The organism is Dyadobacter sp. HNCC25DJ185 (assembly GCF_056895195.1).
In genome coordinates this window covers 208,419-224,496 of sequence record NZ_JBXHAR010000002.1, presented here as the reverse complement: position 1 = coordinate 224,496, position 16,078 = coordinate 208,419, and the positions used below count along the sequence as shown (strand labels likewise).

The window sequence follows — 16,078 nt, the reverse complement described above, 5'->3', positions numbered from 1 at the left end:
ACTTATGTCGTTCATCCGCAAAAAATAAACTACGGGTTCAATTACTTAGCTCCATTTTTGATGATCTGGAACTAATTATCAGATTTTGGTCGGCAATGAAACGACAAACTCAGTCCCCTCGCCGGCCGTACTTTGCACCTCAATGGTACCGTTGTGTCCGCCTGTGATGATATCGTAGGAAAGAGATAGCCCGAGACCGGTACCCTCACCAGTTGGTTTCGTAGTAAAAAACGGCTGAAAAATATTCTTGAGAACGTCTTCGGGAATTCCGGTACCATTGTCTTTAATTTTGATCCTGACGACATTCCCCTGCTTTTCGGTGCTGATCCAAACGGTAGGGTTATAGTCCTTGATGTGAAGGAGGGCTTTCTTTTTTGTTGCATAAAAAGCATTGTTCAGCAGGTTCAGAATTACCCTTCCCAAATCTTGTGCAATCACGTTGACTTGCGGCAGATCGGTATCGAAGCTGCTTACCAGCTTCACGTTGAAAGTGCCATCTTTTGCCCGCTGGCCGTGGTAAGCCAAATGCATAAATTCTTCTGTGAGGCTGTTAATATTAGCCAGGTCGTGCTTCCCGGTTCCTGACCGCGAATGCTCGAGCATGCCTTTGATGATTGTAGATGCTCGCTGGCCGTGATGTACGATTTTTTCCTGATTCTGAAACAAGCTGCTGACCAGCTCTTTGATCAGCCCGGAATCGGGTATTGGCTTTTCAAGCTCTTCCTGTATTTCCTGCGTCAGCTCGGTGTTGAGTTCCGAAAAATTGTTCACAAAGTTGAGCGGGTTCTGTATCTCGTGGGCAATACCTGCGGTAAGCTGACCGAGGCTGGCCATTTTTTCTGCTTGTATCAATTGGGTTTGTGTCTTACGAAGGTTGCTTAACGATTCACGCAGCTCAATCCTCAGTGCCTCTTGTTTTTCTAAGAAACTTTCAAGAAGAATATAGAGAATTCCGAAGGTCGTTATGGTATTTGATGCAAAAAAAAACAGAATGATACTTCTTGGGAGTGTGGGTTCGGGTTTTCCGTAGTAATATTCCCAGACAGCAGCGGCGACAATTTCTACGACGAAAATATAGAAACACAATCTGGCAACATCTTTCCTCGCGTAAAGCAATGCACCGGCCGGCGCATAAAACGCAGCCAAAGCAACGCCGCTGGCCTCGATATACCCGCCAATGGTCAACTGGGTCGACAGCGGGAATAGCAGGATCAGTACAAGCTGTATGATACCAAATCCACCGTAATTGTGAGTAATCCTGAGGTAAAGCAGATTTAGCTGAGATACGATCACGTAAATAGCGACCGCGTACCCTACAAAAGGAAAGCCCAGGAACATATAAATCAGGCAATAAACCACCCCGCCCAGGGCACTATATAAAGCCAGCTGGACGGCAGTAGTCCTTTTCTTGAATTCCTCTTCGTCGAGACCATCGAAACCGAGCTGACTCCAGAAATAGCCTTTTTCGAATAGTAAGCGTCTCATGCCACATTGTTAGGGTTGCTACGTTCCCGGGTGAAAATGTAAATATAAAATCCGTCAAGGATACCTGTAATCACGCACATAGTCAGTAAAAAGCCGTCGGTAAAACGCAGAAAACAAAAGACTGAAATCAGCAACGTTCCAATACCCTTTGCCCAGGCAGCCGGGTACGAAAACAATTTCCATTGGTTCATTCTCAGGGACATGGTAATGTACAAGGCGGAAATGAGCACATTCAGCACATAACCTGAATACGCACCCATCCTGCTCAGGGGATAATCGTAAATCCTAATATAATAATACAAAAGCGGGATCCATGCCGTAATGCCCAGTATGCTCAGCAATTTGAAATTTCTGGTAAAAGGGGCAAGGTTCATTTGCTTGTAGCCGTAACGGAATGCGCCGATCACAATGAAACAGTCCATAAAAAACCAAATCCTGTAACCCCAGGTAAAAAGATTTCCAATGTCCGGCACAAATACCCAGCTCCACAAAAATTCCCAGACAATATTTCCCCATACCGTCAACACCGGAATCTCTATAAACTGATGTTTATAAATACTTCGTAACGTGAAAAAGTAGACGACAATCCAAAGAAAACAGCCTGTCCCGAACGTGACAAGTTCCGGGATCGTATAGTCTTTCAGGTTTAGTAAAGAATTTTCCATTGCGGTTTGACAGAATTCGATAATCAGCTTTTTTTCCCTGTGAGCTTGGCAAACCAGGACTTCATTAATGTCCATACCGTATATGCGGTGAAGCCTGCTCCGTAAATCAGTCCCCACACAACCATGATGGCATCGAACCACTTGGGCGGTTTTTTATATGGCATTCCCTTACGGTACCTCCATGCATCGTACCATTTAAACGGAACGAAGAAAACCGGCTCGTGCAGGTTCCAGATTTCGCAGGCGGGAGCATCTGTTCCGGATACATCGATGATACAATTGACCGCCCGCCGCGCAGCTTCGTTCGCACCTTCCATGGTAGCCAGGTCGGTATTGGTGCGCACGTAGTCGGATGCAAGAAAGAGATTGCTTACCCCCGGTAAAAACGCATCCGGCCGGCTTGCCCAGCTGTTGACGGTGTTAATGAGCAACGGTTCATGATCGACCAGTGTGTACTTTCCCGGTTTTTTCGCCCCGACAACCGAAGCCGTGTCATCTTTTGACGCGGGCGGCGCCTCTTCGTTCAGGGAATGATCAAGATAATAGCCCTTGTAAGTCTGCGTATTGTCTACATAAATCCCTGTTTTCATGTCATCGGTCAATATTTCGACGCCATTTACATTCAGGCTGCGTTTGAGCTGCTCCCATACGCGCTTTTCAATATCATCATAGGTTTGACAGTCACTGGCTTTCATGGGGACAAGGCCGGATTTATCGTGGATCAGATTGCCCGAAGAATCTTTTTTGGGTAAGGGAGGGAACGGTTCATCCCAATCCGACACATCTACCGAAAGGATCGATTTCACTTTGCCATCACCGCGGCGCTGAATATCGTAGTCTCCCCAGAAAGGTAATTGTGAGATAGATGTGAGTGCCCATTCGCTATCTACATAAATGCAATGCCCCTTCACGACATCCAGCTCGGTGTTCAGGTAAAACTGGATCCCATTCATCCAGGCTACGTCTTTCGCCAGTTCGTCGATATATTCCAGACTTCCGTTCTCTTTTTTTACTTCATCCGGAATCACAACTGCGGCCACTTCCACGGGCGTTGCCAGAAGATAATAATCTCCCGACGCCGGCGGGTCGTAGGCCGATGGTTCGTTGTTAGCCGCTTTTTGCCAGTCCTGGATTTGGACACCTTTTACCAGGCCTTTCTCACAGATCAGCTTTTCAACAAGTGCTCCTTTAAAAAAACGTACCCCTTTTTTTGTCAGGTACTCTTCCCATGGTTTGAGCCAGACATCATTGGTGGGACCATTGAGCACACGGTCGGTATGCATGCCGGGATTGGCAATGTTGAACAGCAGCTGGATAAAAATATCGCCCCCCGTTTTCGTACTGGCCAGTTTCGCATTGGCGGCCACCAGTGTCCGGGTTAACCCTTCGACCAGCAAATGTTGGTAACCGTCGCTGTGGTTGTCGGCGTCCATGTATTGCCACCAGCCGATTTTCTCGTATTCCAGGTCGCGCCTGCGTTGGCAGGAGGTCATCAGCTGCAGTACTTTCATGCCAAAAAACTTCGCTTCGCCGGGCTCCAGGCCAGTGTCATGGGTATGCAGGACGGAAATGGCGGCTTCGATATCTGCAAGCGATTTCGGGAAGCTTACAATGGTAATGATAGGCTTTTTCCCATTCCTTAAGATCCCGACCCTCGAAACATCCACCAGGTTGTCAAAAACGCCCAAACGGTTGGCACGCCCCCTGGCATCCGTAAATGGTATGCGCTTCATCGTGTCGGTAATATGCCGATAAAAACCTGGGAAAAAGCGAAAACCATGTTCGCCTGGCAGATATGCGTCCGGGCTTTGCAGATTGGAGCCTGGCACATCCACGCTACGGGCTTTCCCGCCGAGGTAGCGCGGTTTCTTTTCGTAAACGTCAACTTCAAATCCGCGCTCGATCAATTCGTGTGCCGCGCTCATGCCGGCAACCCCCCCTCCGAGAATGACAACCTTGGGCATAGTGAATAGAGGATAGTAGTACTAAGGCAATATACAGTTAATTTTCATTAAGTGGAACGAAATGAACTATTTAGCAAAATAGATCCAAATTACAAGGGATATGCTGCGCACTGGCCGGCGACTTTCCCGAGTTTTGAACTATAATTACTATACGTTTATACAATTACTTTTACAAGAACCGGTTGGGCCTTGCCCGGTTTTGGTCCGTGGGGACAACTAAGGCAGGGATTCTCTGACCACATCTGCCTTGCTTTTCTGGCTGGCCAGATGCTGCCAATATTTCTGGCGCCCCTCCTTCGCAAAGAACGCTTGAAGCGATATCCCAGTCTCAGTTTGAATCGACCTGCTCAGATCTTCCATAATGTGTTTTCCCAATGCGCGATAACTTTCAAACTGGCTTTCGGAGAAAAACTGGTCCCCGGTAGATTCGTGAGGGAATGCGGGTTTTGCAGATGCATAGTTGAAAACATCACGCGGCTCGTTTCCGTAGAGTCCCGGCTTCATGTAGAGAAGGATCCCGTCCAGATCTTCGGCGGTCTGTTCTCCGACGCCTCGTTTGTCAACTTCCGAATAACGGATCCGTCCAAGGGCCCATGGCCGACCTTCTGCGGAAGCATTGTCGGATCTGGCCCTGATTTTGAAATCCCCCGTGAAATCAATCGGTATACCCAGATCGATACGGATTTTGCGGATGGCGTTACCGAGATCTTCCAGGGTGCATTTCTCATCGCAGCCTGCATCGCTGACCAAAATGAAGCGATTGCGCCGCAGCACCATTTCGTAAAGTCCAAGGTTTTCAAAATGGCCGCCGTCGGACAGGTACACGTAATTGTTAAGTTCATCGGTATTGGCAAGTAACTCATCCCAAATCGGTTTCACTGCAAAAAAGGGCGTCGTCCTGTCGAAAGTCTCGTCGCCCGCCGGCCCGGGATTACCTAGCCACCAGCCCAGCCTCACATTGAACATGGTCATCAGAAATGCAATCAGAGGAGAGGAGTGATAGCCCATATTCGGGCTGGCGGCTGCTCCCGAGATGGTCATGGCGGTACCAAGGCTTATTCCGTTTTTGCCGCCATACAGGCGGGTAGTGACGTTTTTATTGTTCTGATTTTTATCGGCATCCGCGAAGGGGGGCTTCCTTGTCCGCCGGTACCCCAGGGCTACTGACCCGGCATGCAGGGTGGTCACTGTAAATGCAGCCGCTTTTCGCTCCTGCAAAGCCAGGTTTCGGCTGCTAACCAGGTTCAGCGCAAGATTAACAACGTGGAAAGGGGGCTTTTTCACAGACCTGGCTCTTGTGGAGGCACTTTGTTGCTGATCCAGCTCGCCCATGGGCATGTTATCATTTTCGTCGAAGCCCGTAAACGGGTCCGGGGTACGTTCGGTCTGTGGCCTGGAAGCACCAAGATACGCCCTGATTAACCTTGCGCGGTACATGGCGTGCAGTGAGAACCGGTTGGTATCAATGGCAGCAGCCATCCCGAACCCCAGAATAATGAATGTTGCCAGTATTAAAAACGGGACATAAACCGGAAATGTGGGGAAATTTGTCTGTGTTACCCAAAACACATTGGCTTGTCCGTATTCCATTAAATTATGAAAGATCCGCATTAGCCTGAGGTCCAATACAGACAACATCGTCATCAATACAACCAGCGTGATCAAAGCCACGACTGGGAGGCTCAGATAGGACATCAGGCTTCCAATGCCGGGTGCGGGCCCTTTCCCCTGGCGTGACCCGGCAGCTTCTCCTTTTCCGGCAGTTTTAGTGCTGCCACCAAGCAATGCGGTCAAAATACCGGTCCCAAAACCGAGACTGGCAATTTTCAGCTTGATATCTTCAATTAATCCGGGTCCATAGAGGATAATGGCGGTTAAGACCAGCCAGGATAACGCTGCCAACAACAAAAATCCGCTGTAACGGGCGGTCCATTCCCGCCGGGAGTCATCGTTCCAGCGGCTGATAATGCCTTCAAAAACATATCCCGACAAAAGAATTGCCAATAATGCGCTGGGAAAACCCAGGCAGATGAATATGGGTAGATGAGCTTCTCCCAGGAAATGCGGGCGGAACAACCCCAATATCAGCAGCAATAAAAAGCCTGCAAAAGCCCCGGTGGCGGAGACGACCAATATTTGTCCGATAATGAGGCCAGGCTTTTTGGCGGTTGGCTTCGCCAGTAACCATCCGATGAGATGGCAAAATGCGGTGTTGAACATGATGTACCTGCCGCCGAACGACCAGATCCGCAGATCGGTCTCCGTGTGCAGGCGCAGCGATTTGTGGATGTCCTCAACAAACTGAAGTGGGAAGGATTTTAATTGGACAAACCAGATCCAGGCGATCATCAGCAATAGATTGGCTATGAGGCATGGAGCAAAACAATATCTGATGAAAGCCTTTGTATCCCTGGTCTTTACGGCTCCTTTCGCCGAAGCCCCGTCCGGTTTCGACAAGAGCTGCGATTCGGGTATGAATGCGTGCAGAAACCTAATGGCGATGATCAGCAGTACTGCCGCTGTGAGTGCCAATGCGGCAATTGGCCAAAATGCGTACGGACCAGATGAACCAAATTTAGAGGCGGCAACATTGACAGCGAGCCAGGGCGCTGCCGCCAGCGCCGCCAGGAATGGCACGATGACCAGCCAGATCAGCAGCAGATTCCGCAGATACGTGGAAAAAAGCGTCCAGCTATCAGCGGAGAAAAGCCCCAGTTTTGGTGTAAGATAATTGCTGTACCTCCTGAGGTGGACAATCGGATCGGCCTCTACTGTAAAGGGCGTGCTCGATTCTGATTTTAGTTTTTTGAGCACTGTATCAAAACCCTCATGGTGGCTCCACGCGCTGAGCCAGGAACCCAGATAACCGCCTCCCGAGACGGTGGACATGTATTTGAACTGGTCCAGCACATTCAGGTTGGCGAGTCCCTGAATAATCCCTAATCCAAATGTGGCGCTGCGAATTCCGCCACCGGAAAAACAGAGCGCAGATTGTTCGGAGGCGCGCATTTTTGAAAAAATGCTTTCCAATGTCAGGCTATCCGTAGACTTGATGTATTCCGAATATGCATCACGGATTAAAAGCCTGTTCAACTCGATGATTTCATCCGTTGTCAGCGCTTTTTTTGTGTCTTTATTAGTGAAGTAGGACGAAAGCAAACCTCGTGTATAGGGTTGCAGGGAAAGGATATCCTGAAGCCAGGCCTCCTGTTCGATGAGCGCCGGATTTTTAATTTTACTTTCCAGGACTTCCTCGATGACCTGCAGGGTTATGATTTTGCTGCTTTTATGCTTTTCGTCCTCTTTTATCCATTTGGCCAGTTTGGAATAGGGAGATTCATAGTCCTGATTCTTAGCCATGAATGCTGTAAGACTTTTCTTGAGTTTGCCTCTTATGTTGTCGGGCTCAGGGGTAACTGCGGGCTTGACTTCACCCGCGGCAGATTGATTCGCTGCTTCTATATTCAGCCGCGTGATCAGTCCTGGATCTATCTCATAATTCAGGGGTTTAACTTCGTCTTTCCCTTTTTCATGAATGTACTTGTATTCTTCTTCGAGAATGGTGAACAGCTGTAAAGAGGCTTCGGGAGTAGCAGAAACAGGCATAGTCGGGTGTCAGGAAAAGAGCGTTGAGTGCTTGATATGTTTTTGAAAACATAAGGCAGTCAATTTATCAAATTGATTGTTTTTTCCAGCACTTTCTTATTGAACGGTAACGAACGCTGTCTTTGGCCAACTACTTCATTAGCAATGCACGATAAGGTAGGTCCAATGATAAACTGCAGGAATCATTTGCGTGGATTATGCAACAAAAAACGAGGCCGCTCCGAAAGTTGGAACGGCCTCGTTTTTGAAGCGATGCGGCTAGGCGTGCTGTGCAGGGAAGTTGATCATCCAGCCAATACCGTATCGATCCCAGAAGCTTCCGAAATAGTCGCCCCAGAACATATCTTCCATTGCCATTTCTATTTTTCCTCCCACAGATAACCCGCTGAAAAGGCGGTCGGCTTCCTCACGGCTTTCTGTAAATACAGAAATGTAGGAGTAGTTGCCGGAAGTAAGCTTGTGACCCATGGATGGCGCAATGTCGGAACCCATCAGTACATCTTCCTTGCCGATCGGCAGGGAAACGTGCATAATGCGGTTTTTTTCATTTTCGGGCAGTTGGTCGGCGCCCGGCATGTCGGCCATTTTGTTGATCATTCCGAATTCCCCTCCAAAAACGGATTTGTAAAAGGTGAAAGCCTCCTCCGCGGTTCCGTCGAAGTTGAGGTAAGTGTTTAATTTTGGCATGGATAGAAATTTTTAATGTTAATAGTTTAGTTGTCAATTTGCCTATCCAAAACTAGCATTTCCTCCAGACACGCAAGATCCGTGAAACGGACATTTAGAGGGGGTGGCCAGGACAAAATTTTGAAGGTGCCCCGGGGTAGGCGGCTTGTTCAAACAAGCCTGGACTTCAAATGATGAAGTACCCTGATCCTGAATCGGCTGGTGCTTTCTGTGATGGTTATGATCTGGATACAGTACATGGCTCAGGGGGGGGGCGGCCAATGGGGCCTAGCGGTAAATGGTGCCGTCTTTCATGACCAGCTTTACGTTTCTAATTGTCTTCATGTCCTGATCGGGCCTGCCTTCAACGGCAACAAGGTCGGCCGAAAAGCCGATTTTAACATTACCCAGGTTGTCCCGGTGGAAGACCTTTGCATTGACTGAGGTGGCGGAGCGAAGTACATCCATGGGTTTCATGCCATAATCAACCATCATTTCCAGCTCCCTCGCATTGTCGCCATGGGCGAAAACACCAACATCGCCACCCGCACAAATCGTCACGCCCGCATCAAGGGCCTGCCTGAAACTGATCCGCTTGTTCTTTAGCTTTTCAGGTTCGGGCTCAATGCCTTTTTGCCAGCCCCGGTACTGACTGATCGCGTCTCCGGCAGCCAATGTCGGGCATAAAGCGACACCCCGCTGGCGCATCATTGCAAATATTTCGGACGTGCCGGTGTCGCCGTGTTCGATCGTCTGGCAGCCGCCGAGGATGGCACGTTTCATTCCTTCGGCTGTGCTTGCATGTGCCACAACAGGCCTTCCGCTGCTCGCGGCCGTTGCAACAATCAGAGTAATCTCTTCAACCGAAAATGTTGGCCTGGCTTCTCCTTCCAGTCCCCAACGATAATCCGCGTATATTTTGATCAGGTCGGCACCCTTTCCAATCTGGCTTCGAACCGCTTTGATGAGGTTATCATGGCCGTCTGCCTCTTCGGCACCTTGCGGGACAGTCACATCTGTACTAAATCCTTTTGGCGCGTAGCTTCCTGTTGCGATCAACGCTTTGGTAGCGATGATCATCCTCGACCCTGGAATAATGCCTTGATTGATAGCTATTTTTAACCCTATATCATCATATTCAGCCCCTTCGGTTCCCAGATCCCGCACGGTTGTAAATCCGGCCATCAATGTCCGCTGTGCATGGAGCGTTGCGCGGGCGGTGCGGTAGGAGCGAGGCTCTTTCAAAACCTGGTCGTCCCATGGCGTCTCATTATAGGGATGCAGGAACAAATGTGAATGCCCTTCAATCAAACCTGGCAGTAGCGTGCAGCCTTTCAGCGTGATAACCTCCGCATCTTTTGGTATGCCCAGTTGTGATGCCGGGCCAGCTGCAGCTATTTTTTTGTCTCTTACAAGCACCGCCCAATTTTCATGCACCTCCGTTCCGTCGAATACCCGATCGGGCTGGAGCAGATAAGCTTTTTGAGAAAAAGCATGGGGTGCAGCGCCATAGAAGAACACCAATGCCGACAAGTATAAAGTATGGATTGTTTTGATTTTCATATTTCAAAAATAATGAAAAGCCTTCATGCAATCTTAAAATCAGGCATTTAGAAGAAACAGGCTTTTAGCTGAAATTTTTAACCAAAAAATTGCGCAAGCAAATACTTGCATATATATTTGCAAGCACTTACTTGCATATTATGGAAACGAGACGTGATGTATACCAGGCTATAGCGGACCCGACTAGGAGGGCGATTATCAGTATGATTGCTTCAAAACCTTTGAATGTGAACGCCATAGCCGAACAGTTCGACGTAACCCGTCAGGCGGTCTCGCTTCATGTCAAGATATTGACGGACTGCGGTTTAATTAAAATAAAACAACAAGGACGGGACCGCATTTGCGAAGCGCAGCTCGACCGGCTGAGCGAAGTATCTGCCTGGATAGACCAGTACAAGCAGCATTGGGAAAGCAAGTTGGATGCAATGGAAAAGTATTTGGAACAACTAAAAAAAGAACGATATGGAAAGTAACACAAGCACCGAAGACCGGGAACTGAGATTATCCAGAAAACTGAATGCACCCGTTGAGCTGGTATGGGAAGTCTGGACCAAGCCGGAGCATATTGCCAACTGGTGGGGACCCAACGGATTTACAAACACCATTGAGAGAATGGATATGGTGCCTGGCGGAGCATGGGACCTGGTAATGCACGGCCCGGACGGTGCGAATTTTATCAATCACAGTATTTTCCGCGAAGTCGTTCTTTTCAAAAAGATCGTTTACGAGCATATTTCACATCCGCATTTTGTTGCAACTGTCGAATTTGAAGCCCAGGGGGAAGAAACGCTGATTAATTGGCACATGCTCTTCGATTCGAAGGAGTCATTTATCAAGGTCATCAAAGCACACAATGCTGCGGAAGGGCAAAAACAAAATGTCGAAAAGCTCAATGTTTACCTGGCAAACCTGAAAATCAAATAACGCGATGAAGACCTCAGGATACGATATCTGTCAATCGAAAGCAGTATTGCTGATGATCCTCATTGTGCTGGCAATACCATTAAAGGCCCAAACAATTAAGAATCAGATGGAGAATTTAAAAAAATCAGGATTTGCCCCGGTAAACGGGTTGAACATGTATTATGAAATCCACGGAGAAGGCGTTATCCCCCTTGTGCTGATACACGGCGGCGGCTCCACAATTGAAACCAGTTTTGGAGAGCTGCTGCCGCTGCTTTCGGTCCGTCGTCAAATCATTGCAGTTGAAATGCAAGCCCACGGCCGCACGAGCGACCGGGACACACCTGAAACTTACAAACAGGATGCAGCGGATGTGGCGGCACTTTTGAAATTCCTTAAGATCCACAAAGTTGACGTGCTGGGTTTCAGCGACGGGGGGTGCACAACGATGCAAATTGCCATGAGTTACCCAGACATCCTTAACAAAATCGTAGTGATTTCATCCAATTACAAAAATGAGGGCATGATACCCGGCTTTGCAGAGAACATGCAAAATGCCTCATTGGACAATATGCCTGCACCTTTGAAAGTAGGCTATGACAAAGTATCGTCGGATAAAAACAAGTTTGTATCCATGTTTAATAAAGACAGGTCGCGAAGACTGGCTTTTGAGGACTGGACCGACGCCGATTTACAATCCATTCATGCCCCGACATTGCTGATGGTGGCCGATAAGGACGTGATGACGGTTGAGCATGTAGTGAAAATGTCCCGTCTGATACCCAAAGCGCAGCTAGCTGTACTTCCCGGCATACATGGGTCGTTTATTGGTGAGGTTTGCACGGCCAAAAAGGGTAGCAGGATGCCGGAAATGACAGCTGCGTTGGTAGAAGAATTCCTAAACGAATAACTGGATTAAAAAAAAGCTGCCATTCCGAACCCATCGCCGGTTGATCCGGATTTCGGCCTGAATCGCAGACAGGGTTTAACTTAGCTTCGGCCTAGTGCAACCTGAATTTTACAGAAAGATTACCCTGAATATACCCTACAAACGGATCCGATTGGTTGCTGCCGACACCGGGTTGGTAATTGCGTTTTTTGGTGCCGAGATAGTCATTTCTTCCGATGACAAACGCTTTTTGGATTCCCCAGTCGAGTGTGAAGTTTTCTTTGATCCGGCGTGAAAACCCCAGTGTAAAAGCTGGACAAATCGTGGTTCCTTTTGCCAGAACGGGCGTTTCTCTCTGCGAATAATTCAGGTCTTCATCGAGCGTCCTTTGCATGGCGGTTTGCCTGTACTGCGAAAGGATGACGAGGCCCCCCACATAAAAATTGCTCCACCGTTCGCGACCTTTGAGGCTTGCCAGATATAGCCGTCCGCCTGCTTTCATAAAAGCGCCGTTCGTCTTTCTGCGGCTTATTCCATCAAACACCTGATGGTCTACCATGCCGAGATGCTCGGCGCCAAAAGTCGCACCTGCATTCAAATTCAGCGAGTAGCCAGGATGTTTATTGAATTCCGAAGTAAACTCCCAGGACTTGGCAACCAGTGGTACGACGTTCAGACCCAACTGGGTGTTCCACTGGGCAGAACAAATAAGTGGAAACAGCAATGCGACGGGAAAAAGGCGAAAGCGTTTTTTCATAAGAGTGGCAGGAACGTAAGAAAAGGTGACATGTTACCACGACACGCTGCCGAAATAAAACGTTGCAGGTCAAACTGGAATATTTCAAATCCCGTCGTGTTCATTTCCTGGGTACTGTTTTGAGTTATTTTTGTTCAGACAAGTATGTGCCGATTATAATCCGGGGCCAAAGTTCTTTGCTGTTTGAAATCCATACAGGAAAAGAAGAATCCTATGAAACAGCTCACGGCGGTTATCCTCCTGTTTCTTTCCTTCGCTGCCCTTGGGCAGCGTCACGGGCAAAAAATCGTAAATCGGGATCCCCGAACCATTCTGTGGAAAATCACCGGGAAGGATGTGAAAAAGCCATCTTACCTGCTGGGAACCATGCACTTGCTGGAACTAGATTGGCTGCTAAGCTTTCCGGAGATCAGGTCGGTAGTGGATAACACTGAATATCTTCTTAATGAGGCATTTAGTATAGAAATGGAAATGCCTGAAAAAAAGCAGGGTGCATTGAAGGCTTTGTCCGTGCTCACCGCTGAGGAATACAATATGCTGGATTCCTTTTTTGTGGCACGGGTCGGGGAGGGGCTCCGGAATAATCCTGATGCGGAGGAAATGGATGTTTGGGAAATGCGGTCGGCTATTTTTCAAACACTGGTACTGGACAGGCCGGGCGCAAATGGGGTATCCAAATTCATGGATCTCGATTTGTTCCGCCTTTATAAGTCGCAGGGCAAGGGCAGCGATAGACTGGATAAGATAAAAAATTACGACTTCGATTCAACCCAGGTTGCTGATGCGCGTTTGGTCATGCGACAGGCGATAGGTCGTATCGCGGGCAGCGACAGGCCGGAATGGAATATCTATTCGAACCAGGATCAGATCGAGGAAATAATGCGGTTGTACAAGCAAATGAACGTTCCGTATCATTTCGATCAAACTGATTCCACGGATATCAGGATTGAAAGTGAATACGAGTATATGTCTATTCAGGAAAGGAACCGCTACTGGATACCGAAGATCGAGAAAAACATCCGTGAAAAGTCCTGCCTGATTGCCGTGGGGTTCGGGCATTTGCGGTACAGCACCGGGCTGATTGGCTTGCTGCGGGAAAGGGGATATCGGGTCGAGGCCGTCAAAGTAAACAACGTACGGGATTAATCCGAACTTTTCATTTGCATATTTCATTAATGTAAAAATGTTTAAATATAGCGCGATGACCTATAAAGCATCCTGGGATAACTTTACCAAATTTGTCACTATTGGTGTTACCGTTTTATACATTGGAATCCTGACAAGCTCCTTTTTCTTAAACACCGGGCCGGCCGCACGCTATGTGATTGGGGCTATACTTTTTTCGACCTATCTGATTACTTATGCGTTCAGACCGGTACATTATGAACTTACATCAACACGATTGGTCATCAAGAGGCCTTTCGACGAAGTCTCTCTCGAAAGAAGAAATATTGAGAGTGCACAGCTACTGGATGACAGTCAATTGAAATGGACCATCCGGGTCTTTGGCGTAGGGGGCCTGTTTGGGTTTTACGGGAGATTTTACAATTCTAAAATCGGGAGAATGACCTGGTATGCGACACGGCGCAGCAATACCGTGTTAGTGAAGACCACCGAAGGCAAAAACTGGATACTTACACCGGACAACGCCGAACAGTTTGCAGCCCAACTGAAATGAGCTTCACTGAGCTTCCCGGCAGAAGGTAAATTTCTTGTAAGCAACGGTTGTTCCTGCCTGCATTCCGCACGGCAAGTAGGTCTTAAAGGTACTTTTTGGGAACGATCACGCCGGTAGGTTCTTGGCGGCGCATTTTTTTTCCGGGTAAGGTTACTTCTGTAAAATGCAATCATTGCTTATATTTGATTTTTAAGTTTTTACATATCTATGGGAGAAGGTCAGACAGTCCACCTGGCAGACGATGATGAAGACGACAGGATGCTCATCAAAGACGCTTTGGAGGAAGTGAATCCGAATTTGACGGTGATTGAGGCTGAAGATGGAGCAGAGTTGGTGGAGAATGTAAAAAATTCTGATGACCTTTCTGACACGGTCGTATTAGTGGATATGAATATGCCGCGGATGAACGGCATAGAAGCAATCAAGGAACTCAGGTCTGAGCCTGAAATGGCCGATTTGCCCGCCGTCATGCTTTCGACCTCCGATAACCCCGAGCTAAAAAAGAAGGCCTTCGCTGCCGGGGTCAATGATTTCATTGTCAAGCCCAATTCGTTCAGGGCGCTACTTGACATAGCCAAAAGAATCATCTCAAAATTTTTCGGCGCAGCCTAATTCAACCGGACATTTGGATTCTGAACATTTTGAAACTTACTTTGCAATACAAAGTACTTTTAAATATTTAGGCTATGCTTCGCGTGCATCCGTCCAAATTTGCTCTCAAAAGAAATTATCTGGTTGCTACACTAATCCTTTTAGTCGCCGAGGTTTTCATTGCACAATTTGTTACCGATACCTTTATCCGACCGTGGGGAGGTGATTTTTTGGTAGTGATTCTGCTTTATTGCCTGCTCCAATGCGTTACAAATCTTCCTGTGCAGGATACCGCGTTAGCAGTCCTTGTTTTTTCCTATCTCATTGAGACGTTGCAGTTTTTCCAGCTTATTAAAATGCTGGGCCTTGAAAACAACGGATTGGCGAGGACGATCATAGGAACTCATTTTTCCTGGTCGGACATGCTAGCTTATACGTTGGGCATTGCAGTTGTCTTGATTATCGAAAAAATTGCGTCAAGCTTTCAGAAAACATGAAATGGTTCGTCAAAAAAGGTTCTATTGTGCGGGAGATCTGGGGAAAGGCTGATACCATTCTTTTCATTTTTGCCGGCGCTTCTGCTGAATTTGCGGTGAACAAAGCAGTCGACTGGCTGTATTTTACAGGAAAACTCCCTGCTGATCCGCTCGGAAGGCTGTTTTCAACGGTTACCTATGCTAGGAAGATTGTTTTTTCGGAATATGGCGATGCGATAAGGGTGATTGATCAGATTACGGCTATCCACAAAGAAGTTGAAGCCAAACGTGGGGCACAAATCCCGGATTGGGCTTACAGGGACGTTCTGTTTATGCTGGTGGATTATTCGATAAGATCTTTTGAGTTACTGGAAAGAGCGTTGACGCCTGCAGAAAAGGAAGAGCTTTTCGAAGTATTTAATCGCGTGGGATTGAGAATGGGTTTAGCCGGATTGCCCGGTTCTTACTCCGAGTGGGTGATGACGAGGGTGGATCACCTGCGCGAAGATCTTGTAAAAAGCAGTTTTTCTACTGATTTGTATAAGCAATACAGGAAACATCTCGGTTTTGGCAGGTACTATTTACTCAAAGAAGTGCAGGCGGAAATCGTTCCTGAAATAGTGAATGAGCTGCTTTCCCTGGGACGAAGCCCTGCGATTAAGATGTTGCTCCCTGCATACAAGTTCATGCGGGTTTTCGGAGTCCATCATATGCTCAGGGACCTGCTTCTGCCTGATGCTTATAAATCTCAAATCGTTGAATTGGACATCGTGCATCAGGCTGGGTCCATGTCAGCTGGGTAGCCTCAATCTGGAATATGTTTTTGTTTTAAAAC

Annotated in this window: 15 protein-coding genes; 8 read left to right on the top strand and 7 right to left on the bottom strand. The window is 47.8% G+C overall.

What is annotated here, in order from left to right; genetic code table 11:
• Positions 1-78: 78 nt before the first annotated feature.
• The 6 genes from AC1XUF_RS06270 to AC1XUF_RS06245 form a co-directional block, all read right to left on the bottom strand.
• The gene (locus AC1XUF_RS06270) at positions 79-1,485 is read right to left on the bottom strand and encodes a sensor histidine kinase (protein WP_483340815.1); all 1,407 of its coding nucleotides are present in this window, start codon (positions 1,483-1,485) and stop codon (positions 79-81) included.
• Positions 1,482-2,150 carry a transmembrane-type terpene cyclase gene (locus AC1XUF_RS06265; RefSeq protein WP_483340814.1) on the bottom strand — a complete coding sequence of 223 codons (669 nt, stop codon included), beginning with the start codon at positions 2,148-2,150 and terminating at the stop codon, positions 1,482-1,484. Before AC1XUF_RS06265 ends, AC1XUF_RS06270 begins: the two co-directional genes overlap by 4 nt.
• Before the next feature lie 23 nt (positions 2,151-2,173).
• Complete coding sequence (locus tag AC1XUF_RS06260) at positions 2,174-4,114, bottom strand: hydroxysqualene dehydroxylase (RefSeq protein WP_483340813.1); 1,941 nt, start codon at positions 4,112-4,114, stop codon at positions 2,174-2,176.
• A gap of 216 nt (positions 4,115-4,330) precedes the next feature.
• Positions 4,331-7,720 carry a patatin-like phospholipase family protein gene (locus tag AC1XUF_RS06255; RefSeq protein ID WP_483340812.1) on the bottom strand — a complete coding sequence of 1,130 codons (3,390 nt, stop codon included), beginning with the start codon at positions 7,718-7,720 and terminating at the stop codon, positions 4,331-4,333.
• A 258-nt stretch (positions 7,721-7,978) separates the two neighbouring features.
• Positions 7,979-8,407, bottom strand: coding sequence for a VOC family protein (locus AC1XUF_RS06250; protein WP_483340811.1), 429 nt, complete (start codon positions 8,405-8,407; stop codon positions 7,979-7,981).
• A 267-nt stretch (positions 8,408-8,674) separates the two neighbouring features.
• Positions 8,675-9,949, bottom strand: coding sequence for a metal-dependent hydrolase family protein (locus tag AC1XUF_RS06245; protein ID WP_483340810.1), 1,275 nt, complete (start codon positions 9,947-9,949; stop codon positions 8,675-8,677).
• A gap of 140 nt (positions 9,950-10,089) precedes the next feature.
• Here AC1XUF_RS06245 and AC1XUF_RS06240 point away from each other — a divergent pair, with 140 nt between their 5' ends.
• From AC1XUF_RS06240 to AC1XUF_RS06230, 3 genes are read left to right on the top strand one after another with little or no spacing between them, the layout of a single operon-like run.
• The gene (locus tag AC1XUF_RS06240; protein ID WP_483340809.1) at positions 10,090-10,422 is read left to right on the top strand and encodes an ArsR/SmtB family transcription factor; all 333 of its coding nucleotides are present in this window, start codon (positions 10,090-10,092) and stop codon (positions 10,420-10,422) included.
• Positions 10,412-10,873 carry an SRPBCC family protein gene (locus AC1XUF_RS06235; protein ID WP_483340808.1) on the top strand — a complete coding sequence of 154 codons (462 nt, stop codon included), beginning with the start codon at positions 10,412-10,414 and terminating at the stop codon, positions 10,871-10,873. The genes AC1XUF_RS06240 and AC1XUF_RS06235 overlap by 11 nt, the downstream gene beginning before the upstream one ends.
• Positions 10,874-10,877: 4 nt before the next feature.
• Positions 10,878-11,762, top strand: a complete 885-nt coding sequence (locus AC1XUF_RS06230; RefSeq protein ID WP_483340807.1) for an alpha/beta fold hydrolase — start codon at positions 10,878-10,880, stop codon at positions 11,760-11,762.
• Positions 11,763-11,853: 91 nt separating this feature from the next.
• Here AC1XUF_RS06230 and AC1XUF_RS06225 read toward each other — a convergent pair whose 3' ends face one another.
• Entirely contained in the window at positions 11,854-12,498 is a 645-nt protein-coding gene (locus AC1XUF_RS06225; RefSeq protein WP_483340806.1) for a hypothetical protein, read from the bottom strand.
• Positions 12,499-12,711: 213 nt separating this feature from the next.
• Here AC1XUF_RS06225 and AC1XUF_RS06220 point away from each other — a divergent pair, with 213 nt between their 5' ends.
• The 5 genes from AC1XUF_RS06220 to AC1XUF_RS06200 all read left to right on the top strand — a co-directional run bounded on the left by AC1XUF_RS06220 (position 12,712) and on the right by AC1XUF_RS06200 (position 16,046).
• Entirely contained in the window at positions 12,712-13,644 is a 933-nt protein-coding gene (locus tag AC1XUF_RS06220) for a TraB/GumN family protein (protein WP_483340805.1), read from the top strand.
• Between the two features lie 55 nt (positions 13,645-13,699).
• On the top strand, positions 13,700-14,176 hold the full coding sequence (locus AC1XUF_RS06215; RefSeq protein ID WP_483340804.1) for a PH domain-containing protein: 477 nt from the start codon (positions 13,700-13,702) through the stop codon (positions 14,174-14,176).
• 207 nt (positions 14,177-14,383) lie between these two features.
• Positions 14,384-14,788, top strand: coding sequence for a response regulator (locus tag AC1XUF_RS06210; RefSeq protein ID WP_483340803.1), 405 nt, complete (start codon positions 14,384-14,386; stop codon positions 14,786-14,788).
• 74 nt (positions 14,789-14,862) lie between these two features.
• Positions 14,863-15,264, top strand: a complete 402-nt coding sequence (locus tag AC1XUF_RS06205; RefSeq protein WP_483340802.1) for a ribosomal maturation YjgA family protein — start codon at positions 14,863-14,865, stop codon at positions 15,262-15,264.
• Positions 15,261-16,046 (top strand): oxygenase MpaB family protein, encoded by a 786-nt coding sequence (locus tag AC1XUF_RS06200; protein ID WP_483340801.1) that lies wholly within the window; start codon positions 15,261-15,263, stop codon positions 16,044-16,046. The genes AC1XUF_RS06205 and AC1XUF_RS06200 overlap by 4 nt, the downstream gene beginning before the upstream one ends.
• The last annotated feature ends 32 nt before the right edge of the window (positions 16,047-16,078 follow it).

Coding starts and splice junctions, on each gene's coding strand:
- AC1XUF_RS06270 (WP_483340815.1), bottom strand. CDS start 1,485: ATGAGACGCTTACTATTCGAAAAAGGCTATTTCTGGAGTCAGCTCGGT.
- AC1XUF_RS06265 (WP_483340814.1), bottom strand. CDS start 2,150: ATGGAAAATTCTTTACTAAACCTGAAAGACTATACGATCCCGGAACTT.
- AC1XUF_RS06260 (WP_483340813.1), bottom strand. CDS start 4,114: ATGCCCAAGGTTGTCATTCTCGGAGGGGGGGTTGCCGGCATGAGCGCG.
- AC1XUF_RS06255 (WP_483340812.1), bottom strand. CDS start 7,720: ATGCCTGTTTCTGCTACTCCCGAAGCCTCTTTACAGCTGTTCACCATT.
- AC1XUF_RS06250 (WP_483340811.1), bottom strand. CDS start 8,407: ATGCCAAAATTAAACACTTACCTCAACTTCGACGGAACCGCGGAGGAG.
- AC1XUF_RS06245 (WP_483340810.1), bottom strand. CDS start 9,949: ATGAAAATCAAAACAATCCATACTTTATACTTGTCGGCATTGGTGTTC.
- AC1XUF_RS06240 (WP_483340809.1), top strand. CDS start 10,090: ATGGAAACGAGACGTGATGTATACCAGGCTATAGCGGACCCGACTAGG.
- AC1XUF_RS06235 (WP_483340808.1), top strand. CDS start 10,412: ATGGAAAGTAACACAAGCACCGAAGACCGGGAACTGAGATTATCCAGA.
- AC1XUF_RS06230 (WP_483340807.1), top strand. CDS start 10,878: ATGAAGACCTCAGGATACGATATCTGTCAATCGAAAGCAGTATTGCTG.
- AC1XUF_RS06225 (WP_483340806.1), bottom strand. CDS start 12,498: ATGAAAAAACGCTTTCGCCTTTTTCCCGTCGCATTGCTGTTTCCACTT.
- AC1XUF_RS06220 (WP_483340805.1), top strand. CDS start 12,712: ATGAAACAGCTCACGGCGGTTATCCTCCTGTTTCTTTCCTTCGCTGCC.
- AC1XUF_RS06215 (WP_483340804.1), top strand. CDS start 13,700: ATGACCTATAAAGCATCCTGGGATAACTTTACCAAATTTGTCACTATT.
- AC1XUF_RS06210 (WP_483340803.1), top strand. CDS start 14,384: ATGGGAGAAGGTCAGACAGTCCACCTGGCAGACGATGATGAAGACGAC.
- AC1XUF_RS06205 (WP_483340802.1), top strand. CDS start 14,863: ATGCTTCGCGTGCATCCGTCCAAATTTGCTCTCAAAAGAAATTATCTG.
- AC1XUF_RS06200 (WP_483340801.1), top strand. CDS start 15,261: ATGAAATGGTTCGTCAAAAAAGGTTCTATTGTGCGGGAGATCTGGGGA.